Raw genomic sequence first — 23691 nt, forward strand, 5'->3', positions numbered from 1 at the left:
GGCGCGCCTTCGCCTGTCGAGTCAATTAGCGGGCGCCCCGGCCGGCTTCACCACCAGCTCCACCTCGAACCCGTCCGCGTTCTCCAGGTAGGCCGCGCAGTGCTCCGCCCCGCCCGCGTACGGGTGGCGGTCCGGGAACAGCAGGGTCCAGCCGTGCGCGAAGGCCTCCTCCACCAGCGCGTCGAGCGCGGCCCGGTCGCCGGGCACATGGAAGGCAAGGTGGTTCAGGCCCGGCCGCAGCCGGTCGTGCCGGTCGCCGCGCAGGGCCGGCGACCGCTCGACGACGACGTACGTCTCCCCCAGCCGCCAGCTCCGCCCGACCGGCCAGTCCTGGTACGGCGCCCAGCCCAGCCGTTCCAGCAGCCAGCCGAGCGAGCCGGCCGCCCGGCCCAGGTCGGGCACCCACAGTTCCACGTGATGCAGCACGGGCCGATCCTCTCAGCCGTCCTGGCCCTCCTCCAGTGCCGCCAGTGCCGGGTCCAGCACGATGTCCTCGCCCCGCGCCTCGATCGTCGGGTCCTCCGGGAAGTGGCAGGCCGTCAGATGGCCCTCGTGGTTGCCGGAGATGCGGACCAGGGGCGGTTCCTCGGTAGCGCACTTCTCCTGCGCCTTCCAGCAGCGCGTGCGGAACCGGCAGCCGGACGGCGGCGAGATGGGCGACGGCACGTCACCGGCGAGCCGGATGCGCTCGCGCGGCCCCGCCTCCGCGCCCGCCACGTTCACCTCGGGCACGGCCGAGAGCAGGGCGTGGGTGTAGGGGTGCCGGGGCCGGGTGTAGATGGACTCGCGGTCGCCGACCTCGATCACCTTGCCGAGGTACATGACCGCGACACGCTGTGAGAAGTGCCGTACGACGGCCAGGTCGTGGGCGATGAACAGGAAGGCGATGCCGAGTTCCCGCTGCACCTTCTGGAGCAGGTTCACCACCTGCGCCTGGATGGAGACGTCCAGCGCGGAGACCGGCTCGTCGGCCACGATCAGCTTGGGCTCCAGGGCCAGCGCCCGGGCGACGCCGATGCGTTGCCGCTGGCCGCCGGAGAACTCGTGCGGGAAGCGGTTGAAGTGCTCGGGGTTGAGACCGACGATCTCCAGCAGCTCCCGTACGCGCTTCTCCCTTCCCCCCTCCGGCTGGATCCCGTTGATCTCCATCGGGCCGGCGATGATCTTGCCGACCGTCTGGCGCGGGTTCAGCGAGGAGTACGGGTCCTGGAAGATCATCTGGATCTCGGACCGGATCGGGGCGAGCTGCTTGCGGCCGGCGTGCGTGATGTCCCGGCCCCGGTACGAGATCGTGCCCGCCGTCGGCTCCATCAGCCGGGTGATCAGGCGGCCCGTCGTCGACTTGCCGCAGCCCGACTCCCCCACCAGGCCGAAGCTCTCCCCGACGTGCACGGTCAGGTCGATGCCGTCCACCGCCTGGACCTGGCCGACGGTACGCCGGACCGGGAAGCCGCCCTTCACCGGGAAGTGCTTGGTCAGGCCCTTGACCACGAGCAGCGGGTCCCCGTCGGGGCCGGGCTCGGCGGCCTCGCGCGGGGCGGGGAGGACGAGGTCCTCTTTCATGCCGTTGTCCTCCTAGCCCAGTCGGGGCTTGATCTCTTCGATGAAGATGGTCCGCTTCTGCTCCGCCGTGAGATGGCAGGCGGAGGCCCGGTCCGGCGCCAGCAGCGGGCGCTCATTGACGCAGCGGCCGCCGCCGACCCGGTCCTGGAAGGTGCAGCGGGGATGGAAGCGGCACCCCGAGGGCGGGGTGAGCAGGCTGGGCGGGCTGCCGGGGATGGGCGCGAGCGGGGTGGCCACGTCCGAGTCCAGCCGGGGCATGGAGTTCAGCAGACCCCAGGTGTACGGGTGCTGCGGTGCGCGCAGCACCTCGGCCGTGCTGCCGCGCTCCACCGCGCCGCCCGCGTACATCACCATGATGTCGTCGGCCATGTCGGCGATGACGCCGAGGTCGTGGGTGATGAAGATGATCGCCGAGCCGAACTCCTGCTGGAGGTCCTTCAGCAGGTCGAGGATCTGTGCCTGGACCGTCACGTCCAGGGCCGTGGTCGGCTCGTCGGCGATCAGCAGGTCGGGGTCGCAGACCAGCGCCATCGCGATCATCGCGCGCTGCCGCATACCGCCGGAGAACTGGTGCGGGTAGTCCTTCGCCCGCAGCTGCGGGTTGGGGATGCCGACCTTGCCCAGCATCTCCACCGCCCGCTCCCAGGCGTCCTTCTTGGAGGCGCCGGTGTGCTTGCGGTACGGCTCGGCTATCTGCCGGCCCACCGTGTAGTACGGGGAGAGCGCGGTGAGCGGGTCCTGGAAGATCATGGCGGCCTTGTTGCCGCGCAGCTTCTCCAGCTCGGACTCGCGGGCGGTGGTCAGCTCCTTGCCGTCGAGCAGGATCTCGCCCTCGACGGTGGTGAACATCGGGTTGTGCAGGCCGAGGATGGTCAGGTTGGTGACGGACTTGCCGGAGCCCGACTCGCCGACGATGCCGAGGGTCCGGCCGCGCTCCAGGTCGAAGGAGAGGCCGTCGACGGCACGGACGACGCCGTCCTCGGTCTTGAAGCTGACGTGCAGGTCCCGCACGGAGAGGAAGGCACCCTCGCCGGCCGGGGCGGGCGCGCCGGCCTCCTTGGTCAGAGTGGTCACGACAGTGCTCCTAGGACAGCCGTACGCGCGGGTCGATGAAGGCGTAGGCGGCGTCGACGACGATGTTGAACAGCAGGATCATCGAGGCCGCGAAGAGCATCACGCCGAGCAGCAGCGGCAGGTCGCTGAAGGAGACCGCCTCCACCGCGAGCCGGCCGAGCCCCGGAAGGCCGAAGGTGTACTCGGTGATGATGGCACCGCCGAGCAGGGAGCCCATGTCGATGCCGAAGATGGTGACGATGGGGATCAGCGAGCCGCGCCAGGCGTAGCGGAAGAAGACGTACCGCCGGGACATGCCCTTGGCGCGGGCGGTGCGCACATGGTCCTCCTGGAGCTGTTCGATCATCGCCGAGCGCGCCATACGCGTGTACTGCGCGGCGAAGATCGTCGACAGGATCACCCAGGGGATGATCAGCCCGCCGAACCAGCCGATGGGGTCCTTGGTGAACTCGTTGTACGTCGGTTTGTCGAACAGCTGTGTCTGGTAGACGAGGATCGCCAGCGCCAGCGGGCCGAGGAAGTAGATCTGCATCGAGCTGACGACCATCGCGGTGGCGGTCGCCGTCTTGTCGATGAGGGTGCCGCGCCGCCAGGCGGCGAGCAGGCCGGTGCCGAGGCCGAAGACCAGGAAGCAGACGGCTCCGCCGATGGTGAGCGAGACGGTGATGGGGAGCCGGTCGACGAGGGTCTCCCAGACGGCCTCACCGGTGTGGAAGGAGTAGCCGAAGCAGGGCGCGGGGCAGGGGCCTTGCATGTATTCGTTGCTGCCCAGGACCAGGTTGTGCAGGAACAGCCAGTACTGCTCGGGGATCGACTTGTCGAGCCCGAGCACATGCCGGATGTTCTCCAGGTTGGCCGGCGTGCACGACTTGCCGCAGATCAGCAGCGCCGGGTCGCGTGGCATCCCGAAGAAGATCAGGAACGTCACGATGCTGAGCAGGAAGAGGATGACGGCGGCGCCGAGGGCGCGGCGGACGAGGAAGCGCAGCATGGCAGGGGCAGCTCTCAGACGTCAGCGGGCCGGGCGGTACCCGGCGCCCCGCCGCTCGTTCGCGGCCGGGGCACCGGGTACCGGTAGGGCGTGGGTTACTTGACGTACAGACGGCGCGGGTCGACGCCGCTGATGACGTCGTCGTAGACGAGGCCGCCGATCTTGGAGCCTGCGATCTGGGTCTGCTTGTAGTACGCGGTCGGGACGACGTTGACGACGTCCTTGACGATGTACTCGTTGAGCTTGCCCCACTCGGCCGCGGCCTTGACCGGGTCGGTGATCTTGCTGATCCGGTCGATCTCGCTGTTGATCTTCGGGTCGTTGATCTGCGAGTAGTTCTGCGCGCCCTCGGCGATCGCGCGGCCGTCGTACAGCGGCGGGATCACGGTCGAGGCGGACGGCCAGTCGGCACCCCACGCGGTGTGGAAGATGTCGTAGTTGTTGTCCAGCTGGCTGACCTGGTCGTAGAAGGTCTCGGCCGGGATCTCCTGGCGCTGCACGTCGAAGCCGGCCTTCTCCAGGCCCGCCGCCATGGCGGTGGAGTACTGCTGGCCCTCGGGCGTGTTGATGTAGCCGAAGGTCAGCTTCATGCCGACCTTGCCGGCCTCCTCCAGCAGCTTCTTCGCCTTCTCCGGGTCACCGGCGGGCTTCTTCTTCTTGCCCCACGGGTCGAAGGCGGCGTCGTAGCCGGCCACGGTCGGGCTGAGGATGCCGCCGGCGGGCTCCATCGCGTCGGTGCCGCCGTAGGCGCGCACGAACGGCGTGACCGGCAGGGCGTAGGCGATGGCCTGCCGGATCTTGATGTCCTTCAGCTCCGGGTGGGCCTGGTTGATGTTGATCTGGCCCACGTACGGCTGGTAGCCGGAGACCGTGCGGTCCTTCAGGCTCGGGTCGCTGAGGACCTTGGAGAGGTTGCCCGCGTCGACCGCGTTGCTGAAGCTGACGGCGGTCTGGTCCTTGCCGCTGTCGGCGAGCAGCGCCTTGGTGGACTGCTCGTACTGGTGGTTGAAGGTGATGTCGAACCGGTCGACGTACTGGTGGCGCACCGGGTCCGTCTTCGCGTCCCAGTTCTCGTTGCGCACCAGGGTCATCGACTTGCCGGACTTGAACTCCTGGATCTTGTACGGTCCGGCCGCCACCGGGGCCTTGTCGTACTTGGTCTTGGTGTCGCCCTTCTCGGAGACGACGGCGTAGCCGGCCATGGCGAGGGCGTACGGCAGGTCGGGGCGGGCCGTCTTGAACTTGAAGACGATCGTCTTGTCGTCCGGGGTCTCCAGGAGGCTGTCCGGGAGGTGCTTGCCCTCATAGGGGCCGTCCGGCAGCAGCTTGCGGTAGTCGGCGCCCGGGGTGTCGGCCAGCCACTGCTGGAGGTACGGCGGGCCCTGGTTGATGAACGGCGCGAACAGGCGCTCGACGCTGTGCCGGACGTCCTTGGACGTGATCGGGGAGCCGTCCTCCCACTTGATGCCGTCCTTCAGCGTGTACTTCCAGGTCTTGCCGCCGTCCGTGGTGGTCCCTGGGTCGGTGGCGAGGTCGCCGACGACCTCGTGCTTCTTGCCGTCGTCGCTGGTGGCCTTGTAGCCGGTCAGGCCGCGGTGGATCAGCTGGGAGACCGCCATCTCGTCCTGGACGTAGATCTGGCCCGGGTCGAGGTGGGCGTAGCTGTCGCGGGCCAGCACCGAGATGGTGCCGCCGCTCTTGGCGCCCGGCACCTCGGGCGCGGGGCCCTCGGAGTCCTTCGCGTCGCCGAACGGGATGGAGCTCTGCTGCCGCGCGGCGTTCTCCTGCTGCTCCTTGTCGTTCTTGTCGTTGTTCCCGGTCTTGCTGCCGCCCTCGCTGCAACCGGTGAGCACGAGGGCTCCGGCTGCGAGCACTGAGATTGCGGCGTATATGTGGCGTCCGCCCCTACTCATCACTCAGATTCCACCCATCTGTATTGCACCAGTTGCATATGGAACGGTCAGCGCGCCGTCTTGGGATCGAAGGCGTCCCTGACCGAGTCCCCGAGCAGGTTGAAAGCCACGATGAAGATGATCATCGAGACGCCGGGGAAGAACATGTACGTGATGTCGTTCTGCATCACGAGTTCGGTGGACGCCTTGGAGAACATCTGCCCCCAGTCCGGCGTCGGTTCGACGATGCCCACCCCGAGGAAGGACAGACCGGCCTCGGCGGTCACGAAGTTGGGCAGCAGATACGTGGTCTGCACGAGGAGCGGGGTGACCACGTTCGGCAGGACCTCCTTGCGGATGATCCGCCACGGCGAGGCCCCGCTGACCTTCGCCGCCTCGATGAACTCCCGTTCTCGCAGGGCGAGTGTGGTGCCGCGCAGGATGCGTGCCAGGCTCATCCAGCCCAGGAACCACTGGACCATGATGAGGGCCAGCACCCGCACGTAGGTCGGGGTCTCGTCACGCGGGTGGACGAAGAGGGCGACGACCACCGGCATGCTCGCGATGAAGAACAGCTGGGCCGGGAAGGCGAGCAGGAAGTCGATGACCCGGCTGATCCAGTAGTCCGTCCGGCCGCCGAGATAGCCGGCGGTGATGCCGAGCAGGATGCCGGTCAGCACCACGGTGACCGTTACCGCGACGGAGATCATCAGCGAGGTGCGGATGCCGTAGAGGAGCTTGGTGAAGACGTCGTAGCCGTTGCCGGGCTCCAGGCCGAACCAGAACTCGCCGCTGATGCCGCCGTTGGGCTGCACCGGCACGCCCGCGCTGTCGAAGAGTTCGGGCCGCTCGTCGGCGTAGACGGTGTACGGGTTCTTGCCGTACAGCTTCGCGATCAGCGGTGCGAGCAGGGCGATCAGGAAGTAGAACCCGACGACGCAGGCGGCGATCACGCCGGTGCGGTCGCGTTTGAAGCGGAGCCACATCAACTGGCCGGGTGAGCGGCCCTCCAGGCCCGCGCTCTCGGGTTTCTTCTCCTTGCCGGGACCGCCGTCGGTGACGGCGGACGTTCCGCCGCCCTCAAGGTCGATAGGACTTGTCACAGTTCGCCCATTTCACAGGTGTGGATGTGCCGAACCGCCGACTCGCCGGAAGCAACGGGCGAGCGCGGTGCGGTGCATGAAGAGGCGTCAGGGCACCCTGAACCGGGCGGGAAATCCGCAGCCGGACGCGCGTAGGCGCACGGCGGCAGCGGCCCCCGGCCGGTGCTCAGCGCGGATCGGCGTACGGCGAAGGGCGAGTGGTGACGACCTGCTGAACGGCTGTGGCCCGCCTCGCGCTTGTGACACCGCGCATGGGACTCCTCCTCATGACTCCACGTGTTCACCAACAGGAGGGGGCGCTTGTCCGAACCTCCGACACCCCTGACGGAAGTTCAGACACCCCCTGGTGCTCGTGAGTCGGGCGCTGTCCCCACAGCGCGAGACCCATTGACCCGAGCGCTACGCGGCTAACTATCTGCCATGAGGCAACTACCGACCACCGTTCTTAAATCTCAATTCAGTCACAGCTCACGCGTAGATCTTCCAAAATCTGGACAAACTGTTCGGGCGAAGAAGGCCGCGAAACGGACGTGTTACATGGCTATCGGGCGCCGGTCTCCGCGTTCCGGACAGCGCGGGGGCGCGGCGGCGCGAAAAAACGGGTTGAAAAAGGCCCGGGCGCCCCCATGATGGGGACGCCCGGGCCTCGGGTACGTCAGATTCAGCCGTGCTTGGCGCGGCTCGCGGCGCGGGCGCGCTCGCGGGCGTCCAGGTTCACCTTGCGGATGCGAACGGCCTCCGGGGTGACCTCCACGCACTCGTCGTCGCGGCAGAACTCCAGCGACTGCTCCAGCGAGAGCTTGCGCGGCGGGACGATCGACTCGGCCACATCGGCCGTGGACGACCGCATGTTGGTGAGCTTCTTCTCCTTGGTGATGTTGACGTCCATGTCGTCGGAGCGCGAGTTCTCGCCGACGATCATGCCCTCGTACACCTCGGTGCCCGGCTCCACGAAGAGCACGCCGCGCTCCTGGAGGTTCGTCATCGCGAACGCGGTGACGGCGCCGGCGCGGTCGGCGACCAGGGAGCCGTTGTTACGGGTCTGGAGGGTGCCGAACCAGGGCTCGAAGCCCTCGTGGATGGAGTGGCCGATACCCGTGCCGCGGGTCTGGGTCAGGAACTCCGTGCGGAAGCCGATCAGACCGCGGGACGGGACGACGAACTCCATGCGGACCCAGCCGGAGCCGTGGTTCGACATGTTGTCCATGCGGCCCTTGCGGACGCCCATGAGCTGCGTGACCGCGCCCATGTGCTCCTCGGGCACGTCGATCGTCATACGCTCGACCGGCTCGTAGACCTTGCCGTCGACCTCCTTGGTGACGACCTGCGGCTTGCCGACGGTGAGCTCGTAGCCCTCCCGGCGCATGGTCTCGACCAGGATGGCGAGCGCCAGCTCACCACGGCCCTGGACCTCCCAGGCGTCCGGACGGTCGGTCTCCAGCACGCGCAGCGAGACGTTGCCGATCAGCTCGCGGTCCAGGCGGTCCTTGACCTGGCGGGCGGTGACCTTGCGATCCTTCACGGCCGACTTGGCGTCCGCGCCCTTGCCGGTGCCGCCGCGGCCGACCAGCGGGGAGGTGTTGGTGCCGATGGTCATCGAGATCGCGGGCTCGTCGACCGTGATCAGCGGCAGCGCGACCGGGTTCTCGGGGTCGGCGAGGGTCTCGCCGATCATGATGTCCGGGATGCCGGCGACGGCGCAGATGTCACCCGGGCCGGCCTTCTCTGCGGGCTTGCGGGTGAGCGCCTCGGTCATCATCAGTTCGCTGATGCGGACGTTGCTGATCGAGCCGTCGCGCTTGATCCAGGCGACCGTCTGGCCCTTGCGCAGCTCGCCCTGCTCGACGCGGAGCAGCGCGATACGGCCGAGGAAGTTGTCGGCGTCCAGGTTGGTGACGTGCGCCTGGAGCGGGGCGTCCTCGTCGTAGGTCGGGGCCGGGATGTGCTCCAGGATCGTGGAGAAGAACGGCTCCAGGCTGGTGGAGTCGGAGGGGACGGTGCCGTCCTCCGGCTTGGTCAGCGAGGCGACGCCGTCACGGCCGCAGGCGTAGACGATCGGGAACTCGATCTGGTCCTCGTCGGCGTCCAAATCCAGGAACAGGTCGTAGGTCTCGTTGACGACCTCGTCGATCCGGGAGTCGGGGCGGTCCGTCTTGTTGATGCACAGGATGACGGGCAGCCGCTGCTGGAGGGCCTTGCGCAGCACGAAGCGGGTCTGCGGCAGCGGGCCCTCGGAGGCGTCGACGAGCAGCACGACGCCGTCGACCATCGACAGACCGCGCTCGACCTCGCCGCCGAAGTCGGCGTGGCCGGGGGTGTCGATGATGTTGATGGTGATCGGGTCCCCGCCGTCCTTGGGGTGATACTTCACCGCCGTGTTCTTGGCGAGGATCGTGATGCCCTTCTCACGCTCCAGGTCGTTCGAGTCCATGACCCGGTCGTCGACGGAGTCGAGCTGGTGGGCGGCGAAGGCGCCGGCCTGCTTCAGCATGCCGTCGACGATGGTCGTCTTGCCGTGGTCGACGTGGGCGACGATGGCGACGTTGCGGATGTCGTGACGTGTTGAGGTCACAGCCATATTGCGGCGTACTCCCGGAGTGTGGAATCGGCTGCGCGTCGCTCGCGCTAGCCCCTGCCGGGCTGGTCACGCCTCGGCCTGCCTCCCATGGTACGGGGGCGCGGAAGAACGGGCTTCGCCGGGCGCCGCCGGGAGGCGGCCACGCCCCTACGACGACGGCTTCGGAGAAACCTTTGCTCCCTTCTTCAGGAAGCCCATGTCCTCGTACACCGGGGTCCGGAAGCCGAAGGCGCCGGCGTTGGCGAGGTCCTTCCGCGCGGCGATCAGCTGCGGGCGCTGGTAGAGGGGGATGGAGCCGGCCGCGGCCCAGATGCGGGCGTCGGCCTTGCGGAGCAGGGAGCGGGACTCGGACTCGTCCAGGGTGGCGATCGCCTGGTCGAAGAGCTGGTCGACCTGGTCGGTGCCGACGCGGGTGTAGTTCTGTTCGACGGTGAGGGAGCCGTCGGCGGCGGGGACGGGCTTGGCGTAGATCGGCCGGGCGTCGGTGGCGGGGAAGGCGGAGGCGGGCCAGGAGTACAGGGCGAGGTCGTACGCGCCGGAGGCGATGTGGTCCCTGAAGTAGCTCTCGTCGCTGACCTTGGTCGTCTCGGTACGGATGCCGACCCGGTCCAGCATGCGGGTGATGCGGTCCGCGACCGCGTGCAGGCTCTCCGAGCCCGGCCCGGACGGCAGGACGAAGCGGAGCGTGAGCGGCTTGCCGTCCTTGGCGACCACGCCGGTCTTCGTGCCCGCCGGGGCGGCGGTGCCCTTGGGGGCGTACGCGCCCGGGGCGCCGCCCTGCTTCAGGTGCTGCTTGCCGTCCTGGGCGAGGTGGTGGCCCTCCCGCTTGCCGTCCTCGGCGTCGCGGACGTCCCTGGCCTTGTCGTCCTGGCCGACGATGAACATCCCGTCGTCGCCGGTCCCCTTCCCCTTGGCCTTCTCGCCCTCCGGGCCCGCGGCCTTCTCGCCCTGCTCCCCCTCCTCGACCGGCCCGCCGCGCACCCAGCCCGCGTCGGCGAGCAGGGCCTGGGCCGCGGCGGTGTCCTGGTCGCCGAGGGCGCCGCTGTTGTCGGCGTAGACGGCCTGCCCGGACAGGGCGAGGTGGCTGCCGACCGGGACGGCGGGCAGGTCCAGCGGCCGCAGGACGGTCCTGGCGAGCTCCTCGCGGTCGAGGGTGCGGGCGACGGCCCGGCGGACGCGTTCGTCGGCGAGCGGGCCCTCGGAGCCGTTCAGGGCGAGCTGGGTGTAGGCGGGTTCGAGGGACTTGCGGACCTCGAACCCGCTCAGCGCCTGCTCCCGGCGGGCCGGCCCGGCGTTTCCTCCGCCGTCGTCGCCGTTGTCGTCGTCGCGCGCGGCCTTCGACGGGGAGGCGGAGGCGCCCCTCGGTCCGGCGGCGGCGGTGATGCGGCGGGCCTCGGCGGCGTCGATCTCGGCCAGGTCGACCGCTCCGGCGGCCAGCGCCTCGGCCCGCTCCTCGCGGGGTACGGCGGTCAGCACGATCGCGTCGAGCCGGGCGGGGCTGCCCCACCAGCGGGGGTTGCGCACGAGGGTGACCTCGTCGGCCTTGGTGTCGACCTTCTTCACGGTGAACGGCCCGGCGGTGATCTTCAGCTGCTTGCGGGCCCCGTCGTTGAAGGAGTCCGGCGTGCCCATGACCTCCTTCGGGTACAGCGGCGAGAACAGCGAGCGCCAGTCGGCGTAGGGCCGCGCGAAGGTGACCTTGACCTCCAGGTCGTTCTCGCCGCGTTCGATCCGCTCGATCCGGTCGTACCCGGCGTTGCGAGCGGTCCAGTACGCGCTGTCCTTGCCGGACAGGGCCCGCCACTGGGCGGCGAAGTCGGCGGCGCCGATCTCCCGGCCGTCGCTCCAGACGGCCTGCTGGCTCAGTTTGTAGAGGACGACCTGCTTCGGTTCGGTCTTCACCACCTTGGCCGATTCCAGATAGTCGGCGGCGATCTGCGGGCGGCCCTGGGCGTCCATCCGGTACATCGACGGCAGCACGGCCTGGGCGATCCGGGTGGTGGCCGCGTCGGCGTCCGCCTGGAAGGTGTTCAGGGTCTCCGGCACCGCGTCCACGGCCCAGCGCAGGGTGCCGCCGTCGGCGACCTCGGCGCGCGCGGCGGGGGCGATGTCCTGCCCGGCCAGCGGCTTGCCCGCCGGATCCTTCGAGCTGCACCCGGCGAGGGCTGGCACGGTGAGCACGCCCGCGGTGAGGAAGGCGACCGAGCGCATGACCGCGCGGGGAGTGACGCCGTGGTGGGACATCTGGTGTTACCTCCGGGGGCCGCGGGCGTTACGATCACTTTTGGCGGTATATGGAGCTGATCACATGTATGCGGCCACTGAAGAGGAAAGGGTTCGGCAACGGGCGGCGACACGGCGACGGTCGCCCGGAAGTCACCCGTGCGGCGCAACGCACCACGGGATGCACCCACACGCCTCGGCCAATCGGTGCACTCCCCTTCCCACCGGCAGGTGTGACGCGCAACACTCGCAGGCGCATGAACGTCGCCGTCCACGGCCCCCCGGCCGACGGAAGTGAGGTCACGTCATGTCCGTGCACGATGAACTGGTGTCAGTCCAGCGGTGCCTCGAGGACCTGAACCGGTCCGTGAACCGACTGGAACAGCAGATGGGCGGCGGAATCGACGTCCGCCGGGTCCGCGCCGACTGCGACCATCTGCGCGCGAGCGTCGCCCTGCTCCGCGAGGTGGCCTCCGGCCACGCGTCCGGCCGGCGGCCGGAACTCGTCACCATCTCCGACACCCCGTACGACGTCGCCCTGTGGACGGACTCGGACGACGAGGGTCTCGGCGCCCGCGACCGACGCGCACCCTGAGCAACCCGAGCCGACCGGGAGTCACACCTTGGCCACTGGTACGGAACCCCCGACAACCGAACCCCATCACTCCGGCGGCGGTGTCCGCTCCGCCGGCCGCGCCGCGATCGCCGCCCCGCATCTGCGGACCGACCGGTGGTGGCTGGCGCCTGCCACCACCGCCGCCGGGCTGTTCGCCTTCGTCGTCTACTCGACGTGGCGGGCGTTCGCAAACGCCGACTACTACGCGGCGCCGTACGTCTCGCCGTTCTACTCGCCCTGCCTCGCCGAGAACTGCGAGCCGATGCGGGCGGGCCCCAACTGGGAGATCTTCGGCAGCTGGTGGGGCATCTCACCGGCGATCCTCATCCTGATCTTCCCGCTCGGCTTCCGCCTGACCTGCTACTACTACCGCAAGGCCTACTACCGGGGCTTCTGGGCGTCCCCGCCGGCCTGCGCGGTGGCCGAGCCGCACGGGAAGTACACCGGTGAGACCCGCTTCCCGCTGATCCTGCAGAACATCCACCGCTACTTCTTCTACGCGGCGATCCCGGTCGCGGGCATCCTCACCTACGACACCGTGCTCGCCTTCCGCGACGAGCGCTACGAGTGGGGCCACATGGGCCTCGGCACCCTCGTCTTCGTCGTCAACATCGTGCTGATCTGGGCGTACACCCTGTCGTGCCACTCCTGCCGGCACATCGTCGGCGGCAAGCTCAAACACTTCTCCCGGCACCCCGTGCGCTACCGCATGTGGCAGTTCGTGGGACGGCTCAACGCCCGGCACATGCTGCTCGCCTGGACGTCGCTGGCGAGCGTGGCGCTCGCCGACTTCTACGTCTACCTGGTCGCTTCCGGTGTCTTCGAGGATCCGAGGTTCTTCTGATGTCCGTGGTCGAGCGGCAGGAGTGGGACGTCGTCGTGGTCGGGGCCGGCGGGGCGGGTCTGCGCGCCGCCATCGAGGCCCGCGAGCGCGGCGCCCGTACGGCGGTCGTCTGCAAGTCGCTGTTCGGCAAGGCGCACACGGTGATGGCCGAGGGCGGCATCGCGGCGGCGATGGCCAACGTCAACGAGCACGACAACTGGCAGGTCCACTTCCGCGACACCCTGCGCGGCGGCAAGTTCCTCAACCAGTGGCGGATGGCCGAGCTGCACGCCCAGGAGGCCCCGGACCGGGTGTGGGAGCTGGAGACCTGGGGCGCCCTGTTCGACCGTACGAAGGACGGGCGGATCTCCCAGCGCAACTTCGGCGGCCACGAGTACCCCCGCCTCGCGCATGTCGGCGACCGCACCGGCCTGGAGCTGATCCGCACCCTCCAGCAGAAGATCGTCGCGCTCCAGCAGGAGGACTTCGCCCGGACCGGCGACTACGAGTCCCGCCTCAGGGTCTTCCAGGAGTGCACGGTCACCCGGGTGCTCAAGGACGGATCCCGGGTGAGCGGCGTCTTCGCCTACGAGCGGGAGAGCGGCCGTTTCCTCGTCCTGGAGGCGCCCGCCGTGGTGATCGCCACCGGCGGCATCGGCAAGTCGTTCAAGGTGACGTCGAACTCGTGGGAGTACACCGGCGACGGGCACGCCCTCGCCCTGCTCGCGGGCGCGCCCCTGGTGAACATGGAGTTCGTGCAGTTCCACCCGACGGGCATGGTCTGGCCACCGTCGGTGAAGGGCATCCTGGTCACCGAATCGGTGCGCGGCGACGGCGGGGTGCTGCGCAACTCCGACGGCAAGCGGTTCATGTTCGACTACATCCCGGACGTCTTCAAGGAGAAGTACGCCGAGACCGAGGACGAGGCCGACCGCTGGTACGACGACCCGGACAACAACCGGCGCCCGCCCGAGCTGCTGCCCCGCGACGAGGTCGCCCGGGCGATCAACACCGAGGTGAAGGAGGGCCGCGGCTCCCCGCACGGCGGGGTCTTCCTGGACGTGTCGACGCGGATGCCCGCCGAGGTGATCAAGCGGCGGCTGCCGTCCATGTACCACCAGTTCAAGGAGCTGGCGGACGTCGACATCACCGCGGAGGCCATGGAGGTCGGGCCGACCTGCCACTACGTGATGGGCGGCGTCGCCGTCGACTCCGAGACGGCGGCGGCGCGCGGGGTGCCCGGGCTGTACGCCGCCGGTGAGGTGGCGGGCGGCATGCACGGCTCCAACCGGCTCGGCGGCAACTCGCTCTCCGACCTGCTGGTCTTCGGCCGCCGGGCGGGCCGGTACGCGGCCGACCACGCGGCGGACCTCGCCGGGGCGCGCCCCCGGGTGGACGACGCCCAGGTCGACGCGGCCGCCGAGGAGGCGCTGCGGCCCTTCTCGGTGACCGGCGAGAACCCGTACACCCTGCACCAGGAACTCCAGCGGACCATGAACGACCTGGTCGGCATCATCCGCCGCGAGGGCGAGATGGAGCAGGCCCTGGAAGCCCTCGCCGGCCTGCGGGCACGGGCGGCGCGGGCCGGTGTGGAGGGCCACCGCCAGTTCAACCCGGGCTGGCACCTGGCCCTCGATCTGCGGAACATGCTGCTGGTCAGCGAGTGCGTGGCCCGGGCGGCGCTGGAGCGCACCGAGTCGCGCGGCGGTCACACCCGGGAGGACTTCCCGGCGATGGACCGGGCGTGGCGGCGGGTGAACCTGCTGTGCGCGCTCGCCGGGGACGCCGTCGTCCTGACCCGGGAGACCACCGACCCCATCCGCCCCGACCTGCTCGCCCTCTTCCAGAAGGAGGAGCTGGTCAAGTACCTCGCCGAAGAGGAGCTGTACGAATGAGCGGCTACGAGGCCCGCTTCAAGGTGTGGCGGGGCGACGCGGACGGCGGCGGCCTGGAGGACTTCACGGTCGAGGTGAACGAGGGCGAGGTGGTCCTGGACATCGTTCACCGCCTGCAGGCGACCCAGGTCCCCGATCTCGCCGTCCGGTGGAACTGCAAGGCGGGCAAGTGCGGTTCGTGCTCGGCGGAGATCAACGGGCGGCCCCGGCTGATGTGCATGACCCGGATGTCGGTGTTCGCCCCCGACGAGACGATCACCGTGACCCCGCTGCGGGCGTTCCCGGTCGTCCGGGACCTGGTCACGGACGTCGGCTTCAACTACCGCAAGGCCAGGGAGGTGCCGGCGTTCGTGCCGCCGGCCGGGGTGGGTCCCGGCGAGTACCGGATGACGCAGGAGGACGTGGACCGCTCGCAGGAGTTCCGCAAGTGCATCGAGTGCTTCCTGTGCCAGGACACCTGCCATGTGGTGCGCGACCACGAGGAGAACAAGGCGGCGTTCGCCGGCCCCCGCTTCCTGATGCGGGTCGCCGAACTGGACATGCACCCGCTGGACGCGGCGGCGGAGAGCGGGCTCGACCGCAAGAGCGCCGCCCAGGACGAGCACGGTCTCGGCTACTGCAACATCACCAAGTGCTGCACGGAGGTCTGCCCGGAGGGCATCAAGATCACCGACAACGCCCTGATCCCGCTGAAGGAGCGGGCCGTGGACCGCAAGTACGACCCGCTGGTGTGGCTGGGCTCGAAGATCAGGAGGCGTCCGGCAGCAGGCTGAGCGTCTGCCGCAGGTGGTGCTCGGCGATGGCCCGCATGCCCTCCGGGTGCGGGAAGTCCCCTTCGAGGAGCCGCAGCGGACCGGACACCAGGGACAGGTGCGTGGCCAGCCGGTAGAGGCGCAGCCGGTCCTCGTCGAGGCCGGGGGCGCGCAGGACGTCGTAGTGGGAGCCGAAGCGGATCCGCAGGAAGGCGTGCTCCCACTCGGCGTCGAAATACATCAGGCCCTCGATGTCGATCAGGGCCGGGTGGCCCTCGGCGTCGAGCAGGACGTGGTCGGGGCCGAGTTCGCCGTGGACGAGGCCGTACCGGGCCCGCGGCCGTACCGCCGCGGCCAGCTCCCGCACCCTGTCCTCCAGTCCGTCCCGTACGGCGGCGATCCGTTCGTCCCGTACGGCGGCCTCCGCGATCGAGCGCAGGGCGCCGTCGGTGACGCGCCGCTCGCAGGAGGGCGCGTCCGGCACCCCGCCGCCGTCGACGACGGCGACCTTGCCGAGGCCCGGTCCCCGCACCTCGCGCAGCCGCCCGAGCTGGGCGGCCAGCCGTTCCAGGGCGGCCCGCCCCGCTGCCGGATCCCGCCGCAGGATCTCCTCCAGGCTTCCGCCGCGCAGGTCCTCGACGACCGCCGCGTCCGCCGCGAGACGCGTGCGGGTGCCGTCGGCGTGCAGCAGGCGCGGTGTGCGCACCCCGGCGGCGGCGAGCCGGTCGTGCGCCGCCGTGAACAGGCCGAGGCCCGTGCCGGGCGACAGCGGGTCGAGGGGGTCGGTGGGCCCGGCGTCCCAGTAGTCCTCGTCGGCCGACCAGACGTACGCCACGGCTGTGAGGCCGTCGTCGCAGGTGAGACGGTAGACGCCCTTCTTGCTGCCGCCGCGCAGCCGGGTGACGGAGCGCAGCGGGCGGTGGCGGCCGAGCGCGGCTCGGGCGAGCGGGGCGAGGTCGTCGCGGGTCAGGGCCGTGCGGGGCATGGGCTGCGCCTCCCGGGCGTACGGGGCTGGAACCGCCGATCCTCGCAGCCGGCCCGCCCACGCGGTCCGGCATTTTCTGCGCACCACCGGCAGGCGCACCCCACTCGCGGCGCCGAGTTCCTGCTCATACGCTCCGAAATGTGACGCCCTCCCTGATCCGGGGCCGCCCCCGGCGCGCCGACCCGTACATATCCGCGCGCGTGGCGCACGCCCTGCTGGGCGCGGTCGTCGCGGTGCTGTGGCTGGCGTTGCCGGGGATGACGACGGCCCCCGGCGTCCCGACCGCGACAGCACCCGCCGCGGCCTCGCCGAGCGCGGCGGCGCGGCAGGAGGAGACAGAGGAGAGCACCACCGCCGACCTCGTCCTGCCGCTGCTGGCGCTGGGCGCGGCGGTGGTGCTCGGCGCGTACGGTTACGCGCGCCGCGTCCGGCGGGCCCGCACCCGGACCACGCCCGGCGGGCTGCCCGCCGGCCCGGCGCCGGGCCCGTCCCTCGCCGACGCGGACGAGCGGGCGCGGGCGGCCCTGGTCGCGGCGGACGACTGGGTGCGCACCAGCCGCGCGGAGCTGGACTTCGCGGCGGCGCGCGCGGACGCCGAGGCCGTCGCCCCCTTCGAGCGGACGGTACGGGCGGCGGAGGCCGAACTGGCGGCGGCGTTCCGGATGCGCCGGCGGTACGACGAGGGCGTGCCGGCCGAGAAGTCGGCCCGGCGGCAGACGCTCGCCGGGATCGAGGGGCGGTGCGCGGAGGCGGGGCGGCTGCTGGACGGGCAGGCCGCCGCGTTCGACCGGCTGCGCGACCTGGAGCGGGGGATCGGCGGGGCGCTGGAGACGGCGGAGAGCCGGTTCCGGGAACTGGCCGGGCGGACCGGCGCGGCGGAGGCCGCTCTCAGGGACGTCGCCCGGTGGTGTCCGCCCGCCGCGAGCGCGTCCGTCGTCGGGTACGTGGAACAGGCCAAGGACCGGCTGGTGTTCGCCACGACCCGTCTCAACCAGGCCCGCCAGTGCGCCGACCGCGACGAGACCGGCCGGGCCGTCGCCCATCTGCGGGCCGCCGAGGAGGCGGTGGCCCAGGCCGGGACCTTCGTCACCGCCGCCGAACAACTCGCCGACCGGCTGCCGCGGGCCGCCGCCCTGGTGCCGGCCGCGCTGACCGGGGCGGAGGCGGAACTGGCGGCGGCGCGGGCGCGGGCGGCCGACCCGGACGTGCCCGCCGGTGAACTGCGGGCGCGGATCCGGCACGCCGACGCGGTGCTGTCCGTCGTACGCGACGGACTGACCTCCGGCCCGTACGACCCCCTCGACCTGCTGAACCGGATCGTGCGGGTGACCGCGCCGGTCGGCGCCGGGCGGGCGGGGGTGCTGTCGGCCGCCGGGGCGCTGGTCGCCGGTGGTGCCGTCGCCACCGCGGAGGCCTTCGTCGGCACGCACCGGGGCGTGGTCGGCGCCGAGGCGCGGACCGGGCTGGCGGCGGCGCGGGCGCTGCGGGAGGACGACCCTGTGGCGGCCGAGTCCCTGGCCCGCCAGGCCCGCCTGCTCGCCGAACAGGACGTGCGCGCCCACGGCCACCCGGACGCGGCCCCCGGCACCGGCGTCGGCGGCGCGCTCCTCGGCGGCATCCTCCTCGGCACCGACCCGGACACCGCCCCGTCCGCGAGCTTCGGCGGCCCCCGCACCCGTGACCGCCGGGCACCGGAGCCGCCGTAGGGGGTGTCTCGTCGATCAGGCCGGATCAGGGAGCGGGCGCCTGGTGCCGTGCGTCGCAAGGCGGAGGAGGGAGCCGATGCGATGGGCGTCCCCCCTGCTCGAGCGGAGCCGAGAGCTTGGGGGAATCGGCGAGTGACGACAACGCGGCGAGGCACGGTGCCAGGCGCCGCGAGCCCGGCATGATCGCCGAGACACCCCCTAGGCCCTGCCGGGTCAGAACAGGCTCAGCAGCGCCTCAGCCGGGTCCACCAGGCCGTTCTCCCCGTCCGGCAGGGGCAGCTCGAACCACACCGTCTTGCCTCGGTGCGTGCGGCGGGATCCCCACGCGGCGGAGAGCAGGCCGACCAGTTGCAGGCCCCGGCCGCCCTCGTCGGTGTCGCGGGCGCGGCGGCGGCGCGGCTGGACGAGGCCGGAGTCCCAGACCTCGCACACCAGCGTGCGGTCGAGCAGCAGACGGAGTCTGATCTCGCCCTCGCCGTACCTGAGCGCGTTCGTCACCAGCTCGCTGACCAGCAGCTCCGCCGTGTCGACCAGCGGCTCCAGGTCCCAGCTGAGCAACTGGCCGCGCGCGTACTCCCGGGCCCGGCCCACGCTGCGCGGCTCACGCGGCAGCGTCCAGTCGCCGACGGACTCGGCGGGCAGGCCCTGGACGCGCGCCATGAGCAGGGCGATGTCGTCCTCGCCGTGGTGGGTGTCGAGGGTGTTGAGGACGTGGTCGCAGACGTCCTCCAGGGGCTGCGCCGGGTCGGTCAGCGCGCCCACGAAGGCCTGCAGTCCCTCGTCCAGCGGGTGGTCGCGGGACTCGACCAGGCCGTCCGTGTAGAGCGCCAGCAGCGCGCCCTCGGGGAGTTCGACCTCCACCTCCTCGAACGGCTCGCCGCCCACGCCGAGCGGCATGCCCGGCGGCACGTCCAGCATCAGCGCCGGCTCACCGGGTTCCACCAGGACCGGCGGGAGATGGCCGGCGTTGGCGAAGGTGCAGCGCCGGGTGACGCTGTCGTAGACCGCGTACACGCAGGTCGCCAGGTAGACCTCGGACAGGTCGGCCTCGCGGGGGCGGCGCGCGGCGCGGGTGGCCTGCTGGATGCCTCCGGGGGTGCCGAGGCCGCGGGCGATCTCGTCCAACTGGGAGAGCACTTCCGCGGGTTCCAGGTCGAGCTGTGCCAGCGTCCGCACGGCCGTGCGCAGTTCGCCCATCGCGACCGCGGCGCGCAGTCCGCGCCCCATCACGTCGCCGACGACCAGCGCGGTGCGGTGACCGGGCAGTTCGATGACGTCGAACCAGTCGCCGCCGACCTCGCTGGGCCGCCCGGTGGAGGCGTTGCCCGGCAGATAGCGGCAGGCGATGTCGAGTCCGGAGGCCACGGGGTCGCCGGGCGGCAGCAGGGACCGTTGCAGTATCAACGCCCGTTCGTGCTCGCGCCGGTAGAGGCGGGCGTTGTCGATGCAGACGGCGGCCCGCGCGGCCAGTTCCACGGCGAGTTCGCGGTCCCGGTCGCCGAACGGCTCGCTGCCCTTCGTCCGGGAGAACTGGGCGAGTCCCACGACGGTGTCGTGGGCGACCATCGGCACCGCGAGGGTGGACTGGACGAGCCCGCCCTCCTCCGCGGGGACGGTTCTCGGCCGGGCGGCGCGCAGGGCGTCCGCGTAGGGCGAGTTGAACGGGTAGTGGTGGACCGCGCCGACCTTGACCGACCGGCCGGTGCCGGCGAACGGGGCGTCGGAGACGGCGCTGGCGAAGGCGACCCGGCGCAGTTCGGCGCTGCCGTCCGGCAGGCCGGGCGGGGTCTCGTCGCCGACGAGGAGGCCCTGGTAGAGGTCGACGGTCGCCAGGTCGCAGAAGCCGGGGACGACGACGTCGAGAAGTTCGCGGGCGGTGGTCTCCAGGTCGAGGGAGTTGCCGATGCGGGCGCCGGCCTCGTTGAGCAGGGCCAGGTTGCGCCGGGCGGCGGCGGCCTCGCGGGCGGCGTCGCGGCGGGAGGTGATGTCGGTGCCGAGCCAGGCGATGCCGATGGGGCGGCCGGTGCCGCTGTGCACGCGGTAGAGGTTGACGGACCAGTGCCGCCGGTCGTCGGTGCCGGGCACGAAGCCAGTGACGTGCATGTCCGTGATGGAGTCGCCGGTTTCCAGGACGCGGCGCAGGGTCGCGGAGACCCGGTCGGCCTCGGCACGCGGCAGATAGTCGTGGACGCCCCGGCCGCGGTGGTCGTCGGGGGTGCCGCCGAAGACGGAGGCGAACCGCTGGTTGGCGCGGCGCACCCGCAGTTCCGTGTCGATCAGCAGGAAACCGAAAGGAGATTGACCGAAAATCGCCTGCGAAGCGGCAAGGTCGGTCTCGATGCTGCGCAGCACCCGGACGTCGACGACGATGCAGACTGCGGCCCTCTCGCTCTCCTCGGTCCGGGTGGGCATCACATAGACCTCGGCGAGCCCGTCCGTGCCCCGCCCCCCGTCCGGGTCCGGGGTCCGGAACGGGACCACCCCGGTCCACTCCCGGCCGTCCAGGATCTCGGCCATCTTGCGGTGCCCGCGCTCGCGCAGGTCGGGGTCGACGAACGCCGCGATGGGGTCCATGCCGACGGCCCGCTCGGCCGGGATGCCGAACAACTGCTCGGCGCGCAGGCTCCACTGGTCGACCAGCCCGTCCGGGCCGATGGAGAAGGACGCGACCTTTATGTAGTCGTAGATCGAGCCGGGCGGACTGCTCTGCCACAGGGCACCGGCGGGTGGCGCCTGCCGGGATCCGCCCGCGGCGTCCGCGGCCTTCGCCCTCGCGCCGCCCGACGGGTCCTCGAACTCCGTGGCCTTCGCTGGTATCTCGCTCACGCGAACCGTCCCCTCCAGCTCACCGCGTCCGGCACCGGTCACCGGCGGCGGCTGCCCGCAGTATCCAGCACTACGGCGCCGCACAACACGGTGTTCACGATCACAGCACGGTCCAGCTGGTTTTCGGACCGTGCTGCGAGAACACTTCCAGTCTTCTAACCAGCGGACACGCCCTCGAATCACGCGGTCGGGCACCGGCCGGTGGCGTGATCCCGGTGCCGGTACGGCCGTGCGACGACGACACCCGTGTGTGCCCTCATGTCGGCACGGCCAGTTCGAACCAGACCGTCTTGCCGTTCACGCCGGGGCGGCTGCCCCAGCGGCGCGAGGAGGAGGCGACCAGTTGGAGTCCGCGGCCGCTCTCGTCGTCGGGGCGGGCGGCGCGTTCGCGGGGCGGGTCCGGGAGCGGGTCGGAGACCTCCACCAGCAGTACGTCGGGAAGGCCGGCGGGGCGGATGAGGCGCACGCCGATGGGGCCGGTGGCGTGCCGCAGGGCGTTCGTCACCAGCTCGCTGACCAACAGGGTCGTGATGTCGCCGACGCTGTCGAGGTCCCAGCCGTGCAGTTGGCCGCGGACCACCGAGCGTGCGGTGCGAACGGCTCCCGGGTCCGCGGGAAAGGTCCACTCGGCGCGGTCGCCTTCGGTGTCGATCACGCCGATCACATCCCAGGCAAGCGAGCCCACCCATGTCCGGTTTCGTGGGGTTAATGGGCACATACCCGATATTCAGGGGGCAGTACCGCGCAGTGGGGCGCACTGTGGCACGAACGGCGTACGGAAGCGGTGGGTGCGCCCCCGATGGGCCCGGGCGGGCCCGCCGCTCACTCCGTTCGCCCCGCGCCCGCGCCCAGGCGGGCGGCGATCTCACGCACCGCGGGGACGTCCTGGTCCAGCCAGTCCACGTCCCAGATCTCGGCGGGGGTCAGCCAGCGCAGCGCGTCGTGGTCCTGAAGGGGCTCGGGGCCGGCGGAGCCGGGCCGCAGTCGCGCGGTCCAGACGTGCAGCACGTAGGGCTGCCGCAGGGGCCACTCCCCCGGCACCCGCTCGACGGCCTCGGTCTCCACGCCCAGTTCCTCGCGCAGCTCGCGTTCGAGCGCCGCGTCGGGGGCCTCGCCGGGCTCGACCTTGCCGCCGGGCAGTTCCCAGCGGCCGGCCAGCTCCGGGGGCGCGCTACGGCGCGCGGCGAGCAGGCGGCCGTCGTCGAGCAGGGCGGCTCCCACCACCACGGTCCGTTGCGTCATGCACCGGAGCCTATCCAGCGCGGTCAGCCGACGGCGTCGGCGTCCTCCCCGCCCTGATCGATCCGCTGGACCCAATAAAGCTGCTTGTGACCTCGGCTGTCGAGGCTGTCCGCGATCTTCTGGGCCTCGGCGCGAGTCGCGTACCGGCCGACGCGGTAGCGATTGCCGTTGTCGTCCTGGCGTATGACGAGCCAGGGAAGAGTGATCGTGCTGTCGTTCATCGCGCCCCTCCGCTTCCCGCCCTGCGCGCCCCGCCCGCTAAGGAAACCGCAATCCGCATATGCCCGAGCCTACGCCTAACCTTTACGCAGCGAACACGCCTTTTCACGAAGAGATACGCAACAAGCCAGCCATCAGGGGGCGCGCGGCATCGAACGCGCCGTCGACGGGAACTGCCGCATCCGGTCGGCGACCTGCCCGCCATCGTGCGGGCGACCTGCGAGAACGACCGGATTTCAACCGGCGCGCACGGGCCTGCCGACCGGTCGAGTGCCGACGGCAACTGCCGGGAGGGCGTGCGCCCTCCAACCCGTGCGCGCTCCTGCGGCGTGCGTGAAACGTGGGGGCGTGAGCCGGAGCGGTTCCGGCCGCCCGCCCTACTTGACCGGCAGGTGGTACGCCACCCGGTACCGGTCCGCCGGGATGACCACGTCGGCGGTCTCGACGGGGCGGCCGGACGCGTAGAAGGTGCGCTGGACGACGAGGACGACGTGGCCGGGGACGCCGCCGAGGGCGAGAAGCTCCTCCGCGAGGCCGGGGCGGGCGCCGACCTCCTCGGTGACGTTGTCCACGATGACGTCGATGGCGGCCATGCGCTCGACCACGCCCATCCCGCCGAGCGGCCCCTCCTCGGGCAGCATCACGGGGGTGCGGCCGGTGACCGCGAGGGGTTCCCAGGAGGTGGAGAGCATCATCGCCTCGCCGGCCTCCCGGTAGACGTACTTGGTGCGCATCACACGCTCGCCCGGCTTGATGCCGAGCCGTTCGGCGATCGGGCCGCTCGCCTCGGTCTGCTCGCTGCCGGACTCCCAGGTGCCGCGCACCGTGGTGTCGGCCTGCTCCTGGCGGAACGGGGTGGCGGTGTCGGCCGGGCGGAACCCGGAGCGGGCGATGCGGCGCGGCACCGGCCGCTCGCGCACATAGGTCCCGGACCCGGACCGGCCCTCGACCAGCCCCTCGGCCATCAGCACCTTGCGGGCCTCCAGGGCGACCGTGTCCGAGACGCCGTACTCCTCGCGGATCCGCGCCTGGGACGGCAGGCGGGTGTGCGGTGGCAGCAGACCGTCGACGATCTTCTTGCGGAGATCACCCGCGACACGCAGGTACGCCGGCTGCTCACCGAATGTCACTGGCCGCTCCCATCAGGTTGTACAGACAGCAACAGCGTGGCAACCCTGGGTTCTACGGAGCAAGCAAAGGCCA

General features: G+C 71.2%; 19 protein-coding genes. 5 read left to right on the forward strand and 14 right to left on the reverse strand.

The genetic code is table 11. From position 1 onward, the window contains the following. Positions 1–21 precede the first annotated feature (21 nt). The 8 genes from ACSU6L_RS13210 to ACSU6L_RS13245 all read right to left on the reverse strand — a co-directional run bounded on the left by ACSU6L_RS13210 (position 22) and on the right by ACSU6L_RS13245 (position 11445). Positions 22–426: a VOC family protein gene (locus ACSU6L_RS13210; RefSeq protein WP_437056592.1), complete on the reverse strand. Its 405-nt coding sequence runs from the start codon at positions 424–426 to the stop codon at positions 22–24. A gap of 12 nt (positions 427–438) precedes the next feature. Continuing rightward, entirely contained in the window at positions 439–1563 is a 1125-nt protein-coding gene (locus tag ACSU6L_RS13215; RefSeq protein WP_437056594.1) for an ABC transporter ATP-binding protein, read from the reverse strand. A 12-nt stretch (positions 1564–1575) separates the two neighbouring features. After that, positions 1576–2637, reverse strand: a complete 1062-nt coding sequence (locus tag ACSU6L_RS13220; RefSeq protein WP_437056596.1) for an ABC transporter ATP-binding protein — start codon at positions 2635–2637, stop codon at positions 1576–1578. 10 nt (positions 2638–2647) lie between these two features. Then, a complete protein-coding gene (locus ACSU6L_RS13225) occupies positions 2648–3628 on the reverse strand; it encodes an ABC transporter permease (protein ID WP_437056598.1) in 981 nt (326 codons plus the stop codon). A 95-nt stretch (positions 3629–3723) separates the two neighbouring features. After that, positions 3724–5541 carry an ABC transporter substrate-binding protein gene (locus tag ACSU6L_RS13230; protein ID WP_437056600.1) on the reverse strand — a complete coding sequence of 606 codons (1818 nt, stop codon included), beginning with the start codon at positions 5539–5541 and terminating at the stop codon, positions 3724–3726. A 47-nt stretch (positions 5542–5588) separates the two neighbouring features. Continuing rightward, positions 5589–6623, reverse strand: coding sequence for an ABC transporter permease (locus tag ACSU6L_RS13235; protein ID WP_437056602.1), 1035 nt, complete (start codon positions 6621–6623; stop codon positions 5589–5591). A 661-nt stretch (positions 6624–7284) separates the two neighbouring features. Next, on the reverse strand, positions 7285–9201 hold the full coding sequence (gene typA / locus ACSU6L_RS13240; RefSeq protein WP_365507363.1) for a translational GTPase TypA: 1917 nt from the start codon (positions 9199–9201) through the stop codon (positions 7285–7287). A 147-nt stretch (positions 9202–9348) separates the two neighbouring features. Continuing rightward, a complete protein-coding gene (locus tag ACSU6L_RS13245; protein WP_437056605.1) occupies positions 9349–11445 on the reverse strand; it encodes an ABC transporter family substrate-binding protein in 2097 nt (698 codons plus the stop codon). Positions 11446–11731: 286 nt separating this feature from the next. On the opposite strand from ACSU6L_RS13245, the gene ACSU6L_RS13250 reads away from it, so the two are divergent. From ACSU6L_RS13250 to ACSU6L_RS13265, 4 genes are read left to right on the forward strand one after another with little or no spacing between them, the layout of a single operon-like run. Next, positions 11732–12019, forward strand: a complete 288-nt coding sequence (locus ACSU6L_RS13250) for a hypothetical protein (protein WP_073940219.1) — start codon at positions 11732–11734, stop codon at positions 12017–12019. A 28-nt stretch (positions 12020–12047) separates the two neighbouring features. Next, positions 12048–12884, forward strand: coding sequence for a hypothetical protein (locus ACSU6L_RS13255; protein ID WP_437056607.1), 837 nt, complete (start codon positions 12048–12050; stop codon positions 12882–12884). After that, positions 12884–14758, forward strand: coding sequence for a fumarate reductase/succinate dehydrogenase flavoprotein subunit (locus ACSU6L_RS13260; RefSeq protein ID WP_437056609.1), 1875 nt, complete (start codon positions 12884–12886; stop codon positions 14756–14758). The genes ACSU6L_RS13255 and ACSU6L_RS13260 overlap by 1 nt, the downstream gene beginning before the upstream one ends. Then, positions 14755–15531: a succinate dehydrogenase/fumarate reductase iron-sulfur subunit gene (locus ACSU6L_RS13265; RefSeq protein WP_437056611.1), complete on the forward strand. Its 777-nt coding sequence runs from the start codon at positions 14755–14757 to the stop codon at positions 15529–15531. Before ACSU6L_RS13260 ends, ACSU6L_RS13265 begins: the two co-directional genes overlap by 4 nt. Here the strand turns inward: ACSU6L_RS13265 and ACSU6L_RS13270 are convergent. Beyond that, complete coding sequence (locus ACSU6L_RS13270) at positions 15506–16495, reverse strand: phosphotransferase family protein (RefSeq protein WP_437056613.1); 990 nt, start codon at positions 16493–16495, stop codon at positions 15506–15508. The two genes, ACSU6L_RS13265 and ACSU6L_RS13270, sit on opposite strands and share 26 nt — an antisense overlap. A gap of 140 nt (positions 16496–16635) precedes the next feature. On the opposite strand from ACSU6L_RS13270, the gene ACSU6L_RS13275 reads away from it, so the two are divergent. Further along, positions 16636–18201, forward strand: a complete 1566-nt coding sequence (locus ACSU6L_RS13275; protein ID WP_437056615.1) for a hypothetical protein — start codon at positions 16636–16638, stop codon at positions 18199–18201. A 213-nt stretch (positions 18202–18414) separates the two neighbouring features. Here the strand turns inward: ACSU6L_RS13275 and ACSU6L_RS13280 are convergent, their stop codons facing one another. The 5 genes from ACSU6L_RS13280 to ACSU6L_RS13300 form a co-directional block, all read right to left on the reverse strand. Further along, positions 18415–21027, reverse strand: a complete 2613-nt coding sequence (locus ACSU6L_RS13280; RefSeq protein ID WP_437056617.1) for a SpoIIE family protein phosphatase — start codon at positions 21025–21027, stop codon at positions 18415–18417. A 256-nt stretch (positions 21028–21283) separates the two neighbouring features. Continuing rightward, positions 21284–21712 carry an ATP-binding protein gene (locus ACSU6L_RS13285; protein WP_365507346.1) on the reverse strand — a complete coding sequence of 143 codons (429 nt, stop codon included), beginning with the start codon at positions 21710–21712 and terminating at the stop codon, positions 21284–21286. 137 nt (positions 21713–21849) lie between these two features. Further along, positions 21850–22269, reverse strand: a complete 420-nt coding sequence (locus ACSU6L_RS13290; protein ID WP_437056619.1) for a (deoxy)nucleoside triphosphate pyrophosphohydrolase — start codon at positions 22267–22269, stop codon at positions 21850–21852. 23 nt (positions 22270–22292) lie between these two features. After that, a complete protein-coding gene (locus ACSU6L_RS13295) occupies positions 22293–22490 on the reverse strand; it encodes an SPOR domain-containing protein (RefSeq protein ID WP_437056621.1) in 198 nt (65 codons plus the stop codon). Between the two features lie 375 nt (positions 22491–22865). Then, positions 22866–23618, reverse strand: coding sequence for a GntR family transcriptional regulator (locus tag ACSU6L_RS13300; RefSeq protein ID WP_437056623.1), 753 nt, complete (start codon positions 23616–23618; stop codon positions 22866–22868). Positions 23619–23691 lie beyond the last annotated feature (73 nt).

The organism is Streptomyces sp. enrichment culture (genome assembly GCF_964272855.1).
GTDB lineage: Bacteria > Actinomycetota > Actinomycetes > Streptomycetales > Streptomycetaceae > Streptomyces.

What these genes read in the sequence shown, in the direction of transcription:
- ACSU6L_RS13215 (WP_437056594.1), bottom strand. Translation starts at nt 1,563, where the DNA reads ATGAAAGAGGACCTCGTCCTCCCCGCCCCGCGCGAGGCCGCCGAGCCC.
- ACSU6L_RS13225 (WP_437056598.1), bottom strand. Translation starts at nt 3,628, where the DNA reads ATGCTGCGCTTCCTCGTCCGCCGCGCCCTCGGCGCCGCCGTCATCCTC.
- ACSU6L_RS13230 (WP_437056600.1), bottom strand. Translation starts at nt 5,541, where the DNA reads ATGAGTAGGGGCGGACGCCACATATACGCCGCAATCTCAGTGCTCGCA.
- typA (WP_365507363.1), bottom strand. Translation starts at nt 9,201, where the DNA reads ATGGCTGTGACCTCAACACGTCACGACATCCGCAACGTCGCCATCGTC.
- ACSU6L_RS13245 (WP_437056605.1), bottom strand. Translation starts at nt 11,445, where the DNA reads ATGTCCCACCACGGCGTCACTCCCCGCGCGGTCATGCGCTCGGTCGCC.
- ACSU6L_RS13250 (WP_073940219.1), top strand. Translation starts at nt 11,732, where the DNA reads ATGTCCGTGCACGATGAACTGGTGTCAGTCCAGCGGTGCCTCGAGGAC.
- ACSU6L_RS13260 (WP_437056609.1), top strand. Translation starts at nt 12,884, where the DNA reads ATGTCCGTGGTCGAGCGGCAGGAGTGGGACGTCGTCGTGGTCGGGGCC.
- ACSU6L_RS13265 (WP_437056611.1), top strand. Translation starts at nt 14,755, where the DNA reads ATGAGCGGCTACGAGGCCCGCTTCAAGGTGTGGCGGGGCGACGCGGAC.
- ACSU6L_RS13270 (WP_437056613.1), bottom strand. Translation starts at nt 16,495, where the DNA reads ATGCCCCGCACGGCCCTGACCCGCGACGACCTCGCCCCGCTCGCCCGA.
- ACSU6L_RS13290 (WP_437056619.1), bottom strand. Translation starts at nt 22,269, where the DNA reads ATGACGCAACGGACCGTGGTGGTGGGAGCCGCCCTGCTCGACGACGGC.
- ACSU6L_RS13295 (WP_437056621.1), bottom strand. Translation starts at nt 22,490, where the DNA reads ATGAACGACAGCACGATCACTCTTCCCTGGCTCGTCATACGCCAGGAC.